Origin of the sequence: Ursidibacter maritimus (assembly GCF_009761395.1) — a bacterium.
Classification (GTDB): Bacteria; Pseudomonadota; Gammaproteobacteria; order Enterobacterales; family Pasteurellaceae; genus Ursidibacter; species Ursidibacter maritimus.
In genome coordinates this window covers 130,335-149,573 of the sequence record NZ_LEKN01000001.1, presented here as the reverse complement: position 1 = coordinate 149,573, position 19,239 = coordinate 130,335, and the positions used below count along the sequence as shown (strand labels likewise).

21 protein-coding genes are annotated in these 19,239 nt (G+C 37.8%); 20 read left to right on the top strand and 1 reads right to left on the bottom strand.

Going from position 1 to position 19,239, the window contains the following annotated elements:
• The first annotated feature begins 60 nt into the window (after positions 1 to 60).
• From malQ to A1D26_RS00720, 6 genes are all read left to right on the top strand, one after another.
• Positions 61 to 2,073, top strand: coding sequence for a 4-alpha-glucanotransferase (gene malQ, locus A1D26_RS00745; protein ID WP_157402223.1), 2,013 nt, complete (start codon positions 61 to 63; stop codon positions 2,071 to 2,073).
• Positions 2,074 to 2,369: 296 nt separating this feature from the next.
• Positions 2,370 to 3,407, top strand: a complete 1,038-nt coding sequence (rsgA, locus tag A1D26_RS00740; protein WP_157402222.1) for a small ribosomal subunit biogenesis GTPase RsgA — start codon at positions 2,370 to 2,372, stop codon at positions 3,405 to 3,407.
• A 102-nt stretch (positions 3,408 to 3,509) separates the two neighbouring features.
• A complete protein-coding gene (locus tag A1D26_RS00735; protein ID WP_157402221.1) occupies positions 3,510 to 4,388 on the top strand; it encodes a metal ABC transporter substrate-binding protein in 879 nt (292 codons plus the stop codon).
• 10 nt (positions 4,389 to 4,398) lie between these two features.
• Complete coding sequence (locus A1D26_RS00730) at positions 4,399 to 5,175, top strand: ATP-binding cassette domain-containing protein (protein ID WP_157402220.1); 777 nt, start codon at positions 4,399 to 4,401, stop codon at positions 5,173 to 5,175.
• A complete protein-coding gene (locus A1D26_RS00725; protein WP_157402219.1) occupies positions 5,175 to 6,053 on the top strand; it encodes a metal ABC transporter permease in 879 nt (292 codons plus the stop codon). The genes A1D26_RS00730 and A1D26_RS00725 overlap by 1 nt, the downstream gene beginning before the upstream one ends.
• Positions 6,054 to 6,057: 4 nt before the next feature.
• Positions 6,058 to 6,867 carry a metal ABC transporter permease gene (locus A1D26_RS00720; RefSeq protein WP_394370208.1) on the top strand — a complete coding sequence of 270 codons (810 nt, stop codon included), beginning with the start codon at positions 6,058 to 6,060 and terminating at the stop codon, positions 6,865 to 6,867.
• 67 nt (positions 6,868 to 6,934) lie between these two features.
• On the opposite strand, the gene A1D26_RS00715 is transcribed toward A1D26_RS00720, so the two are convergent.
• Positions 6,935 to 7,258 carry a DUF5339 domain-containing protein gene (locus tag A1D26_RS00715; protein ID WP_157402217.1) on the bottom strand — a complete coding sequence of 108 codons (324 nt, stop codon included), beginning with the start codon at positions 7,256 to 7,258 and terminating at the stop codon, positions 6,935 to 6,937.
• A 362-nt stretch (positions 7,259 to 7,620) separates the two neighbouring features.
• On the opposite strand from A1D26_RS00715, the gene A1D26_RS00710 reads away from it, so the two are divergent.
• From A1D26_RS00710 to A1D26_RS00645, 14 genes are all read left to right on the top strand, one after another.
• On the top strand, positions 7,621 to 9,174 hold the full coding sequence (locus tag A1D26_RS00710) for a cytochrome ubiquinol oxidase subunit I (RefSeq protein WP_157402216.1): 1,554 nt from the start codon (positions 7,621 to 7,623) through the stop codon (positions 9,172 to 9,174).
• 11 nt (positions 9,175 to 9,185) lie between these two features.
• The gene (gene cydB, locus A1D26_RS00705) at positions 9,186 to 10,322 is read left to right on the top strand and encodes a cytochrome d ubiquinol oxidase subunit II (RefSeq protein WP_157402215.1); all 1,137 of its coding nucleotides are present in this window, start codon (positions 9,186 to 9,188) and stop codon (positions 10,320 to 10,322) included.
• A gap of 12 nt (positions 10,323 to 10,334) precedes the next feature.
• Positions 10,335 to 10,433 (top strand): CydX/CbdX family cytochrome bd oxidase small subunit, encoded by a 99-nt coding sequence (locus tag A1D26_RS00700; protein WP_157394057.1) that lies wholly within the window; start codon positions 10,335 to 10,337, stop codon positions 10,431 to 10,433.
• Positions 10,433 to 10,720, top strand: a complete 288-nt coding sequence (gene ybgE / locus A1D26_RS00695) for a cyd operon protein YbgE (RefSeq protein ID WP_157402214.1) — start codon at positions 10,433 to 10,435, stop codon at positions 10,718 to 10,720. The genes A1D26_RS00700 and ybgE overlap by 1 nt, the downstream gene beginning before the upstream one ends.
• Before the next feature lie 141 nt (positions 10,721 to 10,861).
• Positions 10,862 to 11,254 carry a tol-pal system-associated acyl-CoA thioesterase gene (ybgC, locus tag A1D26_RS00690; RefSeq protein ID WP_157402213.1) on the top strand — a complete coding sequence of 131 codons (393 nt, stop codon included), beginning with the start codon at positions 10,862 to 10,864 and terminating at the stop codon, positions 11,252 to 11,254.
• Positions 11,255 to 11,290: 36 nt separating this feature from the next.
• Positions 11,291 to 11,971: a protein TolQ gene (gene tolQ, locus A1D26_RS00685; protein WP_157394060.1), complete on the top strand. Its 681-nt coding sequence runs from the start codon at positions 11,291 to 11,293 to the stop codon at positions 11,969 to 11,971.
• Positions 11,972 to 12,047: 76 nt separating this feature from the next.
• The gene (gene tolR / locus A1D26_RS00680) at positions 12,048 to 12,488 is read left to right on the top strand and encodes a colicin uptake protein TolR (RefSeq protein WP_157402212.1); all 441 of its coding nucleotides are present in this window, start codon (positions 12,048 to 12,050) and stop codon (positions 12,486 to 12,488) included.
• A 16-nt stretch (positions 12,489 to 12,504) separates the two neighbouring features.
• Positions 12,505 to 13,815, top strand: coding sequence for a cell envelope integrity protein TolA (gene tolA / locus A1D26_RS00675; protein ID WP_157402211.1), 1,311 nt, complete (start codon positions 12,505 to 12,507; stop codon positions 13,813 to 13,815).
• Positions 13,816 to 13,838: 23 nt separating this feature from the next.
• Positions 13,839 to 15,125: a Tol-Pal system beta propeller repeat protein TolB gene (gene tolB, locus A1D26_RS00670; RefSeq protein WP_157402210.1), complete on the top strand. Its 1,287-nt coding sequence runs from the start codon at positions 13,839 to 13,841 to the stop codon at positions 15,123 to 15,125.
• A gap of 17 nt (positions 15,126 to 15,142) precedes the next feature.
• Positions 15,143 to 15,604 carry a peptidoglycan-associated lipoprotein Pal gene (gene pal, locus A1D26_RS00665; RefSeq protein WP_157402209.1) on the top strand — a complete coding sequence of 154 codons (462 nt, stop codon included), beginning with the start codon at positions 15,143 to 15,145 and terminating at the stop codon, positions 15,602 to 15,604.
• 117 nt (positions 15,605 to 15,721) lie between these two features.
• Positions 15,722 to 16,561 (top strand): co-chaperone DjlA, encoded by an 840-nt coding sequence (gene djlA, locus A1D26_RS00660; protein ID WP_157402208.1) that lies wholly within the window; start codon positions 15,722 to 15,724, stop codon positions 16,559 to 16,561.
• Positions 16,561 to 17,184: a DUF2238 domain-containing protein gene (locus tag A1D26_RS00655; protein WP_157402207.1), complete on the top strand. Its 624-nt coding sequence runs from the start codon at positions 16,561 to 16,563 to the stop codon at positions 17,182 to 17,184. The genes djlA and A1D26_RS00655 overlap by 1 nt, the downstream gene beginning before the upstream one ends.
• A gap of 40 nt (positions 17,185 to 17,224) precedes the next feature.
• Positions 17,225 to 18,178 carry a tRNA dihydrouridine(16) synthase DusC gene (gene dusC, locus A1D26_RS00650; RefSeq protein WP_198303034.1) on the top strand — a complete coding sequence of 318 codons (954 nt, stop codon included), beginning with the start codon at positions 17,225 to 17,227 and terminating at the stop codon, positions 18,176 to 18,178.
• Positions 18,159 to 19,199, top strand: coding sequence for a YcjF family protein (locus A1D26_RS00645; protein ID WP_157402206.1), 1,041 nt, complete (start codon positions 18,159 to 18,161; stop codon positions 19,197 to 19,199). The genes dusC and A1D26_RS00645 overlap by 20 nt, the downstream gene beginning before the upstream one ends.
• Positions 19,200 to 19,239: the final 40 nt, after the last annotated feature.

Sequence of the window (19,239 nt, the reverse complement as noted above, 5' to 3'; positions counted from 1 at the left end):
GGGACACACTGCGTGTGTCCGAACGAAAAAATAGAAATAAAAAAGATTTGGAGCAATAAAATGAAACAATCTCACCCATTTTTAAACAGCTATTTCCTTGATGAACACGGTCGCCGTTGCTATGCAGAACCAAGTGTATATGAAAAAGTGGCTAAATTACTTGGGACACCCAAAAGCCCGAAAATCTTACCCTTTGTGAAAGTATTCAAACAAGGTGAAGCGATTTCTATTGCATTATTTGTTGCGGATAAAACGCAAAAAATTCCTCAAGCGTGGCAATTAACCTTAGAAAGCGGTGAGATTTTAACGGGAAAATGTAAACGCAATACCATTCATTTACCGAATAATTTGCCCCTTGGTTATCACCAACTTAGCCTTGGCGATAGCAATGCAAATTGCCGTATTATTATTACCCCTGAACGAGCATTTCAGCCAACTGAATTAGCAGAGAAAAAGAAACTCTGGGGAGCAATTTTACAGCTTTATACGCTCCGTTCCGAACAAAACTGGGGAATAGGTGATTTCGGCGATTTAGCTGAATTTCTAACGCGATTAGCGGAAAAAGGCGGACATTTTGTTGGTTTAAACCCTATTCACTCACTTTTCCCTGCTAATCCTGAAGGGGCAAGCCCGTATAGTCCGTCTTCTCGCTTATGGCAAAATATTCTTTATATTAACGTTGGTGCGATTGAGGCATTTCAACAGAGCCAAGAAGCTCAAGCGTGGTTCTATTCTAATGAGATCCAACGCCAATTAAATGAAGCTCGTCAAAAAGAATATGTGGATTATTCACAAGTAACTTGGCTGAAATTAGAAGGGTTACGCTTAGCTTATCGCCATTTTTGCCAACAAGATCAATCCCAATTTGAACAATTTATTGCCGAAAATGGCGAGCCATTAAAAGTGCAAGGAACATTTGATGCATTACATCAATGGCTTTCCTCACAATTTAGTGAGCAGTGGGGCTGGAGTAGTTGGGATGTAAAATATCAAAGCTATCACACCGCTTCCGTACAGCAATTCCAAGTAGAGCAAAGCGATCTAGTACGGTTCTATATGTGGTTACAATTTATCGCACAGCAACAGTTACAAGCCTGTAACCAACTTGCAAAACAATTAGGAATGCCAATCGGTTTTTATCGAGATCTTGCTGTTGGCGTAGCCGATAATGGTGCAGAAACCTGGGCGGATAAAGATCTTTATGTGTTAGGTGCATCTGTGGGGGCTCCGCCTGATATTATGGCTCCACAAGGACAAAACTGGGGCTTATCGCCTATGCACCCAGAAGTATTGCAAGAACGTGGCTATCAACCCTTTATCGATCTATTGCGAGCCAATATGAAAGACTGTGGGGCATTACGGATTGACCATATTCTTGGCTTTGCTCGTTTATGGTGGGTGTCAAAAGGCGATAGTGCTAAGAACGGGGCCTATGTGAAATATCCTTTAGAAGATCTGCTTTCTATTTTAGCCCTTGAAAGCCAACGCCATCAATGTTTAATTATTGCTGAAGCCTTAGGTACTGTACCAGAAGGAATGTTAGAAGCTCTAGAGGATAAAGGTATTTTGGCGTACAACATCTTCTACTTTGAATATGATAACCAAGGTAGCAAGCCACTAGAAAACTACCCTTATCAAGCAATGACGACACTTAGTACCCACGATTTACCAACGGTACAAGGCTACTGGAAAGGCTATGACTTTGAACTTGGGCAAAAATATGGTGTTTACCCAAACGAAGAAGTGTTGCATATCTTACGCGATACTCGTCATTCTAATAAAGAAGCGATTCGTAGAGCGGTGGAAAGTGTTCAAATTTTAGAGCCTGATAGTGCAGGTATAACCCAAGTGTTCAATCATCAGCTACAAAGCTATGTAGCTGATACGAATAGCGTGCTATTTGGAACACAGCCTGAAGATTGGCTGAATATGTTAGAGCCTGTTAATATTCCCGGCACAAGTACCGAATATCCAAACTGGCGTAGAAAGCTATCTCAAACCACACAAGCTATCTTTGCTGATGAAAAGGTACAACAGTTACTTGATACAATTTGCCAAAAGAGAAACAAATAAAGATCCATTCATTGATTAGACTGAAATAAAAATGCTGCTTAACAAGTCGTGATTTCAGACTATGGATAACCCCACTTTTACAGACAATCTAGTAAGGGTGGGTTTATTTTGGCGCTTTAGTTCTTTTCTTGCGCTTTACTTTAAATTGTCGCTTAAGCGGTGAGTTTGGCAGATTTTTTACCACCATCTTATATAAAACCTTTTAATTTACAAATTTCTTTAAGAATCTCACCGCTTTTTGCTGTTTTATAGTATCCTTCTTGCTTTAGTTATTGCCTTGTAAGAGAGTATTTCCTTTGAGTAAACGCCGATTAACCCAAAATCAACAACGCCGTATTCAATCTAATCATCATAAAAAAATCAGTAAAAAAGAATTTGAGTGGCAAGATGAAATGCTTGGCGATATTCAGCAAGGTATTGTCGTTACTCGCCACGCCAAACACGCTGATGTGGAAACGGAAAGCGGTGAGATTTTTCGTTGTAATTTACGCCGTACACTAAAGAATGTTGTTGTGGGAGATGTGGTTTCTTGGCGGTTAGGAAATGAGCAATTACAAGGGATAAGTGGTGTTATTGAAGCGATTTATCCACGCAAAAATGAATTAAGTCGCCCTGATTATTATGATGGTATCAAGGTAATGGCGGCAAATATTGATCAAATTATTATTGTGTCCGCGGTATTACCCCAGCTGTCGTTGAATATTATTGATCGTTACTTGGTCATTTGTGAAAATGCGAATATTCCTGCTTTGATTGTGTTAAATAAAATTGATCTGCTTGATGCTCAAGCTCGTCAAGAAGTCGAAAAACAGTTGGCAATTTATCAAAAAATTGGATATCAAACGCTCTGTTTATCGGCAGATAGTGGTGAAAATATGGCAACATTAGATGCTTATTTAGCACAAGGTACTTCTATTTTTGTTGGGCAATCAGGCGTTGGAAAGTCGAGCTTAATCAACCGTTTATTACCTGAGGTGAACGCTCAAACGGGGGAGGTTAGTGATATTTCAGGGCTAGGACAACATACTACAACTGCATCTCGTTTATATCATCTACAACAAGGTGGGAATTTAATTGATTCGCCAGGGATTCGTGAATTCGGATTATGGCATTTAGAGCCTGAACAAATTACCCAAGGCTATCGTGAGTTTCAATCTGTATTGGGAACTTGTAAATTCAGAGATTGTAAGCATAAAGATGATCCAGGTTGTGCAGTGCGAGAAGCGGTTGAATTGGGTAAGATTGATTCTGTTCGTTTTGAAAACTATCATCGTTTAATTGAAAGTCGTGAGGAAACAAAAAGCCAGCGACATTTTCGTAAAGAGGATTTGTAAAATTGTAAATCTAAAATTTGCAAATCATTTTCATTTGCTTAATTTCCGAGAAAGTATATAATAGAAAGTGCGTAAGGCCATAACTTTTTTAAGGAGATTAAAATGAAAAAAATAGTCGCGCTCTTAGGTACAATTTTACTTGCTGCTACACCATTGTCAGCAAAACAATTTAAAGTTGTCACAACCTTTACTGTTATTCAAGACATCGCTCAAAACGTAGCGGGTGATAAAGCAGTGGTAGAATCTATCACTAAACCAGGTGCTGAAATCCACGATTATCAACCGACCCCGCAAGATGTTGTAAAAGCACAATCTGCTGATTTAGTGCTTTGGAATGGAATGAATTTAGAACGTTGGTTTGAGCGTTTCTTCACTCAAGTGAAAGATAAACCAGCGGTAGTAGTAACAGAAGGTATTACCCCAATTTCAATTTATGAAGGCCCATATAAAGATATGCCAAATCCACACGCTTGGATGTCTACCAAAAATGCCTTAATTTATATTGAAAACATTCGTCAAGCATTGGTGAAGTATGACCCAGAGAATGCAGAAGCCTATAATAACAATGCAAAAGCTTATGCAGCAAAAATTACTGCGTTAGATGAGCCACTTCGTGCAAGACTAAATAATGTGCCTGAAGCACAACGTTGGTTAGTAACTAGCGAAGGTGCATTTAGCTATTTAGCACAAGATTATGGCTTTAAAGAACTCTACTTATGGCCGATCAATGCAGATGCTCAAGGCACTCCGCAACAAATCAAAAATGTTATCAAGAAAGTACGTGAGCATAAAATTCCTGTCGTATTTAGCGAAAGTACAATTTCTGATAAACCTGCAAAACAAGTTGCAAAAGAAACAAAAGCAAAATACGGTGGCGTGCTTTATGTAGATTCTCTATCTACTAAAGAAGGTGCAGTGCCAACTTATATCGATCTGCTTAATGTTACTGTAATTACCATTGTAAAAGGTTTCGAAAAATAGGTTGTAACTAATGAGATATCACGTAAGTTCGCTTTCTGTGAAAGATGTTACTGTACGTTATAACAATGGGCATACTGCCATCCACGATATTACCTTTGACCTAACTGGTGGCACAATTTGTGCATTACTAGGGGTCAATGGTAGTGGAAAATCCACTCTATTCAAAAGCATTATGGGGCTAGTAAGTCCCGAAGGAAAAATCAATATTTGCGGTATGCCTGTTGATCAGGCATTAAAGCAAAATTTGGTTGCCTATGTACCGCAAAGTGAAGAAGTGGATTGGCAGTTTCCAGTGTCTGTTTATGACGTGGTAATGATGGGACGCTATGGTTATATGAACTTCTTACGCTTGCCAACAGCGTTAGACAAGCAGAAAGTGCTTGATGCAATGGAGCGAGTCAATATTGCTCACTTGCGTGATCGCCAAATTGGTGAGCTTTCTGGTGGGCAAAAAAAGCGTGTCTTTCTTGCCCGAGCCTTAGCACAAGAAAGCCAAATTATTTTGTTAGATGAACCCTTTACAGGAGTGGATGTAACCACTGAAAACGCAATTATGGATCTATTGAAACAATTGCGGGATGAAGGACATCTTATTCTTGTTTCCACACATAATCTAAGTTCTGTTCCCAGTTTTTGTGACCAAGCAGTAATGATTAACCGAACCGTTCTCGCAGCAGGTGCGATTGAAACTACTTTCACCTCTGAAAATTTAGAGCGTGTGTTCGGCGGAGTATTGCGTTATCAACATTTTCTTGCGGATGAATCAGAACAACGCAAGGAATTGTAATGTTTGAATGGTTACTTGAACCTTTCTCTTATGATTATATGTTTAAAGCCATAGTGGCAAGCGGTGCGATAGGAGCAGTCTGTGCTTTTCTTTCAGCTTATTTAATGTTAAAAGGCTGGTCGTTAATTGGTGATGCACTTTCTCACGCTGTCGTTCCGGGTGTTGCTTTGGCATACGCATTTTCATTACCTTATGCGATAGGGGCGTTTTTTTCAGGCTTTATTGCAACTATTGCTATTTTAGCGATTAAATCGGTTACCAAATTAAAAGAAGATGCCATTATTGGTTTTATTTTCAGTACTTTTTTTGCTTTTGGATTACTGATTATTTCTATCAATCCAACATCAGTAAATGTGCAGTCTATTATTCTTGGTAATATTTTAGGTATTGCCGATGAGGATATGTTACAGGTTGCTATCATTCTTGGGGTTTCACTCTTTTTTCTGATTATTTATTGGAAAGATTTATTACTTGTCTTTTTTGATGAAGTGCAAGCAAAAGCTGTCGGTATTTCACCTATTCGACTTAAAATTCTATTTTTCTCTCTGCTCAGCGCTTGTATTGTAACTGCTTTACAAAGTGTGGGTGCAATTTTAGTCATTGCGATGGTGGTTACACCCGGGGCGACTGCTTACTTACTGACGGATAGATTTGGAAAATTACTGATTATCTCAATTATTCTTGGTGGCGTAACTGGTTCCGTTGGAGCTTATTTAAGTTATTTTGCAGATGGTGCAACGGGTGGATTCATTGTTTCACTACAAACTTTGATTTTTCTAATCGCCTTTTTCTTCGCACCTAAATATGGATTATTACCCCGTAAATTTGCAAAAAAATCGCAAAAAGTGACCGCTTACGGAGAAAGTAATAATGTTTGATGCCATTATAAATTGGTTTGCTGAACCACTTTCATATCCCTTTATGCAACAAGCATTGATTGTTGCTATGGTTGTTGGTGTTGTTTGTGCCACTTTGTCCTGCTATTTAGTCTTGAAGGGGTGGTCATTGATGGGTGATGCAATTTCTCACGCCGTACTACCAGGGATTGTAATTGCTTACTTACTTGCTATTCCATTAGCAATTGGCGCTTTTGTCTCGGGTATTTTCTGTGCTGTTGCTGTCGGTTATCTGAAAGACAACAGTCGAATTAAAGAAGATACCGTAATGGGAATTGTTTTCTCAGGAATGTTTGCCTTTGGATTGGTGTTGTTTGCCAAAGTACAGAGTGATCAGCATTTAATGCATATTTTGTTTGGCGATTTACTTGGTATAACAGCAGAAGAATTTCGTCAATCGTTGTGGATTGCATTAACAGTATTACTTGTTATTTTAATAAAACGCAAAGATCTACTGCTTTATTGCTTTGATCCTAGTCACGCAAGAACAGTTGGACTAAATAACAAAGTGTTACACTATGGTTTATTGGTCCTACTTGCATTAGTTATCATCAGTGCGATGCAAGTGGTTGGGGTTATTCTAGTTGTTGCGATGTTAATTACTCCAGGGATTACAGGATATACCTTAGCAAAGCGTTTTGATCGTATGTTACTTATTGCCATAGCAACATCCTTGATGAGTGCCTTTTGGGGCGTTTTCCTAAGTTTCCATTTTAATGTTGCGACGGGTCCGGCTATTATTTTGATACAAGCGTGCTGTTTCTTGATCAGTTTTGCGATAAGTAAGTTACGCTGATGTTACCGATATAAATAGAAAGAGCCAGTAATCGAATTACTGGCTCTTTTAGCTAATACTAGACATATCAATAACGTTGTTTAATTGAATTGAGAGCAATTAACCCTTTATCACAACTTTTTTGTTGAGTGGGAATATCCATTTTAACAATTTGTTGTTTAGAGGAAGAAAGTTTCTCTTGTAATTTTTTTACTTGGGCTGTGTGCGTACCAGGTTGTTTAGCGGCTTCAGCAATTAACTTATCACCTTCATTAAATAACTTTTGGCATTGTTGAGCTAGTTTATTACTAGATGATACTTTTGCCATTGATAAAGAAGATGTTTTTACTTCAGATGCTAAGGTTGTTCCTGAGAGAATAACTGTACTTAGTAAAATTAATATTTTTTTCATACAAAATACCTAAAGATAACGATTTCTGAATCCTATCAAAGAAAATCATTTTAGTCACATATTTATTTTTATTTCTTGTAAAATTTTTTGCTATATCTAATGACTTTTAACGGGAAATTCGTAGATTGATTTATATCAATAAAGATTAAATAAAGGTTAATAAAAGTTAAATTTTAAGCCAAAAATGTGAATTATGTAATGGTTTTGCTATTTTTAATTCCAATGTTTACGAGTAGAATGTAGCGCTGACAATCTAGATAAAAATAGGTTTTAAGCTGTTTTTTATTCAGGTCAATTTTTATGGGTGATTACTTGTATTTTGTAGTCAATAATTCAGATTCATATAGACAAAGAGGTTTGAGATGTTAGACGTTGTTGAACTCTCACGATTGCAGTTTGCTTTAACTGCTCTCTATCACTTCTTATTTGTACCTTTAACGTTGGGGCTTTCTTTCGTACTTGTTGTGATGGAAACACTTTATGTTACCACGGGCAAAGAAGTGTATAAAGATATGACAAAATTCTGGGGTAAATTATTTGGTATTAACTTTGCTCTAGGGGTAACAACTGGTATCACAATGGAATTCCAATTTGGTACTAACTGGTCATACTATTCTCACTATGTAGGTGATATTTTTGGTGCTCCATTAGCTATTGAAGGCTTAATGGCATTCTTCTTGGAATCTACATTTATTGGTCTTTTCTTTTTTGGTTGGGATCGTTTATCTAAAGGTAAACATTTAATCGCAACTTATGCTGTTGCATTTGGTTCTAACTTCTCTGCATTGTGGATTTTAGTTGCAAACGGTTGGATGCAAAACCCAGTAGGTTCAGAATTTAACTTTGAAACAATGCGTATGGAGATGGTAAGTTTCTCTGAGTTATTACTTAACCCAGTAACTCAATCTAAGTTCTTACATACCGTTTCAGCTGGTTATGTGTGCGGTGCTATTTTTGTATTAGGCATTAGTGCTTACTATATTTTAAAAGGTCGTGATTTAGGTTTTGCACGCCGTTCATTCTCTGTGGGAGCTAGTTTTGGTTTAATTTCTATCGTTGCAGTGTTAGTAATGGGGGATGAATCTGGCTATGAAATTGGTAAAGCACAACCAGTAAAATTAGCTGCGATGGAAGGTGAATTTGAAACTCACCCAGCACCAGCACCTTGGAATGTGGTTGTATTACCAAATACTGCGGAGATGAAAAATGAATTTTCACTTTCTATCCCTTATGCAGCAGGTATTATTGCAACTCGTTCTTTAGACACTGAAATTACAGGTTTAAAAGATTTAAAAGCTCGTAATGAACAGCGTGTTCGTAATGGTATGGTTGCTTATGCGTTATTAGAAAAATTGCGTTCAGGTAACTATACAGCAGAAGAAAAAGAAGCGTTTAAAGCTGTTCAACCTGATTTAGGCTTTGGTTTATTATTAAAACCTTATACTGATAAAGTGGTTGATGCAACTGAAGAACAAATCAAGCAAGCTGCTGCAGATACAATTCCTAATGTTGGTCCAACATTCTGGTCTTTCCGTATTATGATGGCTGCTGGTGGTTTAATGCTACTTCTTATTATTGCAGCATTCGTACAGAACGTTCGTGGCACGGTAGGAACAAAACCAATCTTACTTAAAGCATTATTATGGGGATTACCATTACCATGGATTGCAATTGAGAGTGGTTGGTTTTTAGCTGAATATGGTCGTCAGCCTTGGGCAATTTACGAAGTATTACCAACAGGTGTTGCGAATTCAGCATTAACTACGACAGATTTATGGATCTCAATCGGTTTAATCTGTGGTTTATACTCACTATTCCTTGTAGTAGAGATGTATTTAATGTTCAAATATGGTCGTTTGGGACCAAGTTCATTAAAGACAGGTCGTTATTATTTCGAACAATCTACTAACAAGTAGGAGATTAAGATATGTTAGATTATGAAGTTCTACGATTTATTTGGTGGATTTTAATCGGTGTTCTGTTGATTGGTTTTGCGATTACTGATGGCTTCGATATGGGGGTATTAACCTTATTACCTGTTGCTGGAAAAAGTAATGTAGAACGCCGAGTAATGATCAATTCAATTGCTCCACACTGGGATGGTAACCAAGTTTGGTTATTAACAGCGGGTGGTGCGATCTTCGCTGCATGGCCAACTGTTTATGCAACATCATTCTCAGGGTTCTACTTAGCAATGATCCTTGTGTTAGCCGCATTATTCTTCAGACCAGTAGGTTTTGAATATCGTGCAAAAATTGATGATGCTAAATGGCGTAATGCTTGGGACTGGGGATTATTTGTTGGCGGATTCGTTCCATCACTTATCTTTGGTGTAGCATTCGGTAACTTATTACAAGGCGTTCCATTTGAATTTAACGAGTTAAATCAAGTGAAATATACGGGTTCATTCTTTGGTTTATTAAATCCATTTGCATTGTTATGTGGTGTTGTAAGTTTAATGATGCTTACTACACAAGGTGCAACTTGGTTACAAATGAAGACCACAGGTGAATTACGCAATCGAGTAAGAACGATAGCTCAAGTAACAGCATTAGCTACTTTAGGTGCATTCATTCTGGCTGGTGTATGGATTTATTTCAAAGATGGTTTTGTTGTAACAAGTACTTTAGATCATACCGCTCAGTCTGTATTTACAACTAAATCAGTTGCAGTGGAAGCGGGTGCTTGGTTCCGAAATTATGCAGAAATGCCAGTACTTTGGGTAATTCCTGCGTTGGGTGTAGTGGGTGCATTACTAACAGTTGTTGCTTCTAAAGCAAATAATTCTGGTTTAGCATTCTTTGCATCATCAATTATGTTAGCTGGAATTATCTTAACTGCGGGCGTTTCAATGTTCCCATTTGTTATGCCATCAATTTCTCACCCAGAAATGAGTTTAACAATGTGGGATGCAACAGCGAGCCATAATACATTAAATATTATGTTTATCGTTGCGTGTATTTTCGTTCCGATTGTTTTAGCTTACACAATCTGGAGCTACATTAAAATGTACGGACGTCTTGATGTTAAATTCATTGAGAAAAATAGTGCAAGTTTATACTAAGGAGAACCAAATATGTTTTATGTAACTTGGGTATTAGGTGTTTTACTTGCTATTCTATTTGCGACAGTGGTTACGATTAGCATTGAAAAGACAGGTAAATTTGACGAATAATGATTGATTTATTCTATGACATTACAAGAAAGGGCTGGCTAAAAGCCCTTTCTTTTATCCTAGCAACAGCAATGTTTGCATCAATTTTATTAAATGCAAATACGTTTGCGATGTATTTTGGGGGGCGTATTCCTTATTTGGCGGTTCTTGTATTTTATGGAATGGCTATTTTATGGATCCACGGAATTGGGTTTGAGATCAAATCCAGCTTTTTTAAAGCTATTTTCCTACCCATTATTGGCTATTTGATTGTTTTACCATCACTTCTTTACATTGCTTTAAACTAAAAAGGCTATTTCACTCAAGCTCTAACATTTTTACTCATCGAAAGTGGAAAGAGCTTGCACAACAAATTTTCTCTCTCTAAAATAAGCAAAAATTTGCGCCTAGTTTTTGGGCGTTTTTCATTTGCACAATAGGATTGCTCAATGAATTTTCCTATTCGAATATATTATGAAAATACTGATGCTGGTGGTGTCGTTTATCACGCTCAGTATTTAAATTTTTTTGAACGAGCTAGAACCGAATTTTTACGCTCTTTATCTTTTTCACAAGAAAATTTATTGAGAGATAGAATTGCCTTTGTAGTTAAGAAAATTGAGATTGATTATAAAGTACCAGCTCGTTTAGACGATTTACTTAATGTTGAAACAACGATTATTGACATCAAAAAGGCGTCAATTTTATTTCAACAAAAACTGTTGAAAGATAACCTTTGTTTAAGTGAAGCGAGAGTGTTAGTTGCTTGCGTGGACTTAAATAGAATGAAGCCTATCGCAGTTCCTCAGGAAATTTATCAAGCAATGCAACAAGCGGTTTGATAAGTTAAAAGTTTTACAAATTCGGAGTTTGATTAAATGGCAACTGAATTTAATTTAGTTTCATTATTTTTAGAAGCAAGTATTGTGGTAAAAGTAGTAATGTTTATCCTAATTGCTTTTTCTATTTTATCTTGGGCTGTGATTATTCAGCGTAGCAAAGTACTTGCGAGAGCAAAAAAAGATTCTTTAGCATTTGAAGATCGTTTTTGGTCTGGTGAAGATCTTCATCGTTTACACGAAGGTTTAGAACATCGCCGTGATGGTTTAAGCGGTGCAGAACAAATTTTTTATGTTGGTTTTAAAGAATTTAACCGTTTACAACAGGCTAATCCTGATGCTCCAGAATCGACTATTCAAGGGTCAAGCCGAGCGATGAACTTAGCATTAAATCGTGAGTTGGAAGAAGTTGAAAATTACATTCCGTTTTTAGGTACAGTCGGTTCAATTAGTCCATATATCGGTTTATTTGGTACTGTTTGGGGGATTATGCACTCATTTATGGGATTAAGTGCGGTGAAACAGGCTACATTACAATCGGTTGCCCCAGGTATTGCAGAAGCGTTAATTGCTACGGCGATTGGTCTATTTGCAGCAATCCCTGCGGTAATGGCGTATAACAGATTAAGCTTACAAGTTTCAAAACTTGAGCAGAATTATGTGAATTTCATTGATGAATTCACAACTATCTTACACCGTCAAGCATTTGCTAAAAAATAAATTGCAAGTTTTAGTATAAAACTGACCGCTTAGAGTGTTCGGAAAGTATTTTGATATAAAGAATTAAAGAGGATATATGTCTTATCGTCGTGGTAAACGTAATGGCATTAAATCGGAAATTAACATTGTTCCCTTTCTAGATGTATTATTAGTATTGTTGCTTATTTTTATGGCAACAGCACCAATAATTAGTCAGAGTGTGGAAGTTGATTTACCAGAAGATCGTCATAGCCAATCAGTCTCTAATGAAGATAAAACTCCAGTGATTTTAGAAATTGCTGGTGTGGCACTGTATAAGTTAAAAATTGAAGGGAACTATATTCAGGCTAACGGACAAGAAAATCTGACTGAGCAAGATATTATTGCTTATGCAGGAGAGGCATTCCAAAAAGATAACAACACGTTATTTTTGGTAGCAGGGGGAAAAGATGTTCCTTATGAAGAAGTAATGAAAGGCATTTCATTATTGAAAGATGCAGGCATTAAGTCCGTAGGATTAATGACCGAAGGTAAATAATCAGCAAGGATAATGTGTGAAATCTAGAAACGATAGACTAGAGTTAGCCGTAATTATTTCAATCCTACTACATCTTGTATTGATAGGATTGTTATTGTTAGGCTCATTATTTACCAAAATGATTGAACCTGCTGCTGGCGGTAGTGGGGGCGATTCTGAGTCTTTTGACGCTGTGATGGTAGATACTGGGCAGGTTGCGGCAGAATATGGGCGAATAAAGGAAAATAAACAAGGTAATCGTCCTAAAGTCGAACCAAAAGAAGAACCGAAGGAAGAAGTTCAAGAGTCTGTTGAAGATGTACAACCTACTCCTGAGGAAGTTGCAGAAGAGAAGAGAAAAGAGCAAGCAATCGCTTTACAAAAGAAACAGGAAGAAATTAAAAAGCAACAAGAGCAAAAACTTCAGGAAGAACAAAAACGTCAAGAGCAACAGCGTCAGCAAGAGTTAGTCAAACAAGAACAACAAAGAAAACTTCAGGAAGAAGAGGCTACTCGTAAAAAAGTAGCTGAAGCAGCTAGACTAAAAGCTGAAGCAGAAGCTAAAAAACTGGAAGCAGCGGCTAAGCAAGCTGAAGAAGATAGAAAAGCTAAAGAAGCTGAAAAACAGAAAGTATTAGAAGAACAGAAGAAAGCAGAGGCTAAAGCTAAAGCAGAAAAAGAAGCAAAAGAAAAAGTTGAGAGAGAGGCTAAAGCTAAAGCAGAAAAAGAGGCAAAAGAAAAAGCTGAAAGAGATGCTAAAGCGAAAGCAGAAAAAGAGGCAAAAGAAAAAGCTGAAAGAGATGCTAAAGCGAAAGCAGAAAAAGAGGCGAAAGAAAAAGCTGAGAAAGAAGCTAAAGCTAAGGCAGAAAAAGAAGCTAAAGCCAAAGCAGAAAAAGAGGCTAAAGCGAAAGCCGAAGCTGCCGCAAAGGCCGAAAAAGCCAAAAATAATAAAGCCCTAGATGATTTCTTAAATAATGGTGATATTGGTGGTGGTACAAGTAAAGGCGGGAATAAAAATAGCTCTGGAAGCCAAGGTAGTGGTGGAACGAGTGGTTTAGGTCAAGGAGCGAATGTTGATGGTAGTGCCTACGGGCAAAGAATTAAGAAATTGATTGAATCACGTTATCGCGTTGATCCAAGTTTTGCTGGAAAACAATGTGATGTGAAAATTTTCTTAGAGCGAGATGGTACTATCAGAAATTATCAGGTTGTAGGAGGCGATAAAGCTGTATGTGATGCTGCCGTAAGTGCAATTGTCGCAACAAGAAAAGTACCACCTGCACCATCTGATCAAGTTTATCAGCAATATAAATCACCAACGCTTGATTTTAGTTTAAAAGTTAAATAACAATCTAACCCGAGAGGTTCAAAATGAAATTAGTTTCTCGTTTTACGAGTACAATAATGGCAATGGGTTTATTAGTATCAGGTTTGTTAAAAGCAGAATCTGATGTCAGAATTTCTATTGACCAAGGTGTAAGTACAGCACAGCCGATTATTGTCGTACCATTTAAAGCAAATGGTGCGGTGCCAGCAGATGTTGCTCAAATTATTTCTGATGATTTACGCAATAGTGGTAAATTTTCTCCAATTCCGAGAGAAAGGCTACCATCTCAACCAGGATCTGCTACTGAAATTGTGCCTGACCAATGGTCAGTTTTAGGGGCTGATAATGTTGTTGTTGGTCAGGTGTCTGCATCTGGCGGTGGCTATAATGTTGCTTATCAATTAATAGATGTATTAGGTACTTCAGGTGCTGCAGGAAATGTGATTGCACAAGGTTCCTTTAATGTACCTGCGGCACAAATTCGTTTAGGTGCTCACACTGTAAGTGATCAGGTTTTTGAGAAATTAACTCAAATTCGTGGTGCATTTAGAACAAAAATTGCTTATGTTGTTCAGCGTGGAGTATCTTCGTATGAATTACGTGTTTCAGATTATGACGGATTTAATGCTTTTACGGTTGTAAGTAGTAAAGAGCCTTTGATGTCGCCTGAGTGGTCGCCAGAAGGTTCAAAATTAGCTTATGTAACTTTTGAAAATAAAAAATCACAAGTAGTTGTTCACGATTTACGTTCGGGTGGACGTAAAGTGGTCGGATCACTGAAAGGGCATAATGGTGCGCCAGCATTTTCACCAGATGGTTCAAGAGTCGCTTTTGCGTCCAACCAAGATGGACAACTAAATATTTATGTTACTAGCGCAAGTGGTGGTTCACCAAAGCAATTAACAAGCGGAGCAGGTAATAACACTGAGCCTAGCTGGTCTCCTGATGGCGGTTCAATTTTATTTACTTCTGATAGAAGTGGTTCTCCACAGGTTTATCAAATGAGTGCATCTGGTGGTGGTGCTAGCTTGATTGGTGGCAGCGGTAGTGGTAAAATTTCAGCAGATGGCAAGAATTTAATCATGGTTTCGAGTGATAAAATAGTAAAACGGGATTTGACTTCAGGTAGCACAGAAGTATTGAGTTCTACGTTTTTAGACGAAAGTCCAAGTATTTCACCAAATGGAACAATGGTTATTTATAGCTCTACCAAAGGTGTGAGCAAAGTGCTACAATTGGTGTCCGCAGATGGCCGTTTTAAAGCTAACTTGCCAGGAGCAGGTGGACAATATAAGTTCCCTGCTTGGTCACCGTATTTGACAAAACAATAATTCTTTTGGAGAAAAAAATGAAAAAACTAGCTAAAGTATTAATGATTGCGGCACCAGCTTTCGTTTTAGCGGCTTGTAGCAGCTCAGATGACAAAGCAGCAAGTGCGAACGCAGGTGTAAATGGCCAAACATTTGGTGGCTTATCAGTACAAGATTTACAAACTCGTTATAACACTGTGTATTTCGGTTTTGACCGTTATACTGTTGAAGGCGAATATCAACAGTTATTAGATGCTCATGCAGCATACTTAACATCTTCACAAGGTAAAGTAACTGTTGCGGGTCATGCTGATGAACGTGGTACACCAGAGTACAACATCGCATTAGGTCAACGTCGTGCAGATGCAGTACAAAACTACTTAGCATCTAAAGGTGCTTCTAATGTAGCAACAGTTTCTTACGGTGAAGAGAAACCAGCAGTATTAGGTCACTCTGAAGCTGACTATCAGAAAAACCGTCGTGCAGTGTTAGAGTACTAATTTTTACTTTAATTGTTAGCACTAAAGCCCCGATTTTTCGGGGCTTTATTTTTTAAGTATTTTTTAAGTTTTTTCCGTTAAAATAGCCAACACTATTACTTGTAGTTGGGAGATAAAATGCAATTTGTAGGAAAAATATTAGGTTTTATTTTAGGATATAAATTTTTCGGTGGATTCTTTGGTGGGCTATTAGGGCTTATTATTGGGCATTGGGGAGATAAAAAACTCTATGAGTTAGGTTCTGTTTCATCAAGCATTTTTGGGAAAGGGCTGACACGTCAATCTTTATTTATGCAAACTACTTTTGCTGTTTTAGGACATATCTCTAAGGCAAAAGGAAGAGTAACTGAAGATGATATTCAGTTAGCTCGCAATTTAATGGCATCAATGAAATTAGATGCCAATCAACAGCAATTAGCTCAGAAAGCCTTCACATTAGGCAAAGATACTGAGTTTCCTTTGCGTAAGGTCATTCAAGAATTTAGGGAGGCTTGCGGACAACGTAATGATTTATTGCGTTTTTTTGTTGAAGTTCAGATGCAAGCAGCCTTACAAGATGGTTCTTTAGATCAAAAAGAGCAGAAAATTTTATTTACTATTGCTGAAATTTTAGGAATGTCACGTATTCAATTTGAGCAAATGCTCGCAATGGTGGCTGCTGCACAGCAATTCCGTTCAGGTTATTATCAACAAAGAGCCTATCAACAAGGTCATTATCAGCAATCACAGAGTAGCAATGGACCAACTTTAGAAGATGCTTATAAAGTATTAGGTGTAGCTGCATCAGATGAACAAAATACAGTGAAGAGAGCTTATCGTAAATTGATGAATGAACATCATCCAGATAAATTAGTTGCTAAAGGTCTTCCTCCAGAAATGATGGAAGTGGCAAAAGAAAAAGCACAACAAATTCAGGCGGCTTACGATCTTATCTGCAAGACAAAAGGATGGAAATAATGCAAACGCGTTCTCATATTGTTCCGTTATTTCTTGCAATTGTTATTATTGCGCTCTCTATTTGGTCAGGATTAGCACCTACCGATAGAGCAGTATGGTATGCGGAAGTTATGCCTATTTTTATTATCTTTGGATTATTGATTGTAACCTATCCACTCTTTCAATTTAGTGGACTTGCTTATTTCTTAATGTCTTTATGGATGATAATGCACTTGGTTGGTGCAAAATATACTTTTGCAAATGTTCCATTTGAATGGGCTAATCAATATCTTTCCCCTTTTTTAGGTGAAGAACGCAACCATTTTGATCGAGTCGCGCACTATATTATCGGTTTTTATAGTTTCCCAATGGCAGAATGGTTATTACGTAAACGTAAATGCGGATTAGGTGTTGCCTTTTTCTTTTCGCTATTTTTTATTATGTCAGTGGCTGCGAGCTATGAAATTATTGAATGGCAATATGCGGTGATCGAAGGGGGCAATGCAGGGATTGAATTTCTTGGTTCACAAGGAGATATTTGGGATGCTCAAAAGGATATGCTAGCCGATACTTTAGGCGCATTGACTGCTTTGTTGATTTACTTAGTTGCTCGTCCAGATTTACGACTACGTAGTTCCTACTAAGCGGTAAGATTTTGTGAAAGATTTGCAAATAGTACCAAGACTGATTTTGGCTCCAATGCAAGGGGTGTTAGATCCTTTTGTTCGTCAATTACTGACTGCAGTAAATGATTATGATCTCTGCATTTCTGAATTTGTTCGTGTCGTGGATCAAAAATTACCGAAAAAGGCTTTTTATCGTTTGTGCCCAGAATTACATAATAATGGTTTTACGCCGTCTGGTACACCTGTTCGGGTGCAGATTTTAGGGCAACACCCGCAATGGTTGGCTGAAAATGCAGCGTTAGCAGTGGAATTAGGATCGCACGGCGTGGATCTGAATTGTGGTTGTCCATCAAAAACAGTGAATGGCAGTAATGGTGGAGCATCATTACTCAAACAACCCGAATTGATCTACCAAGCAACAAAAGCAATGCGAGAGGCTGTACCAACCGATCAACCCGTATCGGTCAAAGTCCGATTAGGTTGGGATAATAGCAACACTTGTTTTGAAATTGCCGATGCGGTGCAACAAGGCGGTGCAACAGAAATTACGGTACACGGTCGAACTAAAATGGACGGATATCGTGCAGAACGTATAAATTGGCAAGCTATTGGAGATATCGCGAAACGGCTTACTATTCCTGTGATTGCAAATGGTGAAATTTGGGATTTTGCATCTGCAAAGAAATGCCAAGAAGTCACCGCTTGTCAATCGCTAATGATTGGGCGTGGAGCATTAAATGTGCCAAATCTGAGTCGAGTCATCAAATTTAATCAGGTTAAAATGAGGTGGGATAACGTATTAGAGCTACTTTTCCAATATGTCAATATGGAAAATAAGCAAGATACGGGGTTCTATCACGTTGCTCGGATTAAACAATGGCTACGTTATCTTGATAAAGAGTACCCAGAAGCAGAGCAATTATTTGATATTCTCAAAAAAGAACATGGCTATGATGGTTTAAAACAACATATTATTCAGGCGGTAAATCAGAATGGAAAAACGTATTTTTAATGAAGAAGAGCCAAAAGTTGCTCAACATCAACCCAAGCAAGAATTTTCTCATACGGACGATATTCAACTCGATATCACTGAAGAAATTGAACCTAAATTAGCCTTTGAAGAAACGGTTAAACCGTCTCGTTTTTGGATTCGTTTGTTTTTAGGTGCATTGGTTCTTTTAGGTGTGGCAGTTATAGCCCAATCGGTTCAATTGGTGATTGATTCGTGGAAGCAAAATCAATGGATCTATTTAGTTTTTGCTATTGCATTTTTTGCGATTAGCTTAGCTGGCATTGGTGCGATTATGAGTGAATGGCGTAAATTGTTGTGGTTGCGTAAACATCATTATCAACAGCAAGTAAGCCAACAATTACTAGATGATCATTCTGCAACAAGCGGTGAAAAAGCCACTGAATTTTGCAAATCCACGCTTGGCAATTTATCTCAAACACCAATGATCCAACAAGCACAACAACGTTGGCAATCACAGCTTGATGATGCTTACAATAGTAAAGAAGTATTTTATCTTTTCAGCCAAACAGTGTTAAGCCCAATTGATAATCAAGTAAAAAAATTGATTAGCAAAAGTGCAACTGAAAATGCACTGATTGTTGCCATTAGCCCGTTGGCTATTGCCGATGTATTGATGGTGGCTTGGCGAAATATTGCTCTTGTTAATAAAATCACGAAAGCTTACGGAATGGAATTAGGCTATATCAGTCGTTTAAAATTATTTAAGATGGTCTTAACGAATATGGTATTTGCTGGAGCAACGGAGATTGTTACTGATGTGGGCAGTGAATTTTTCTCGCAAAATCTTACCGCTAAACTGTCAATGCGAGTAGCTCAAGGGATAGGCGTAGGCTTATTAACGGCTCGTTTAGGTATCAAAGCAATGGAATTTTGTCGCCCAATTGTTTTTCAAAAAGGGGAACGACCAACACTTTCTGTTGTCAGACAAGAGCTATTAGGTGTCTTGAAAACGACTTTATTTAGCAAATCAGGGCAAAAAGAAAGAGAAGTGAACTTGTAAGGTTTCACTGAACTAATAAACAAAAGGTCAATAGACCTTA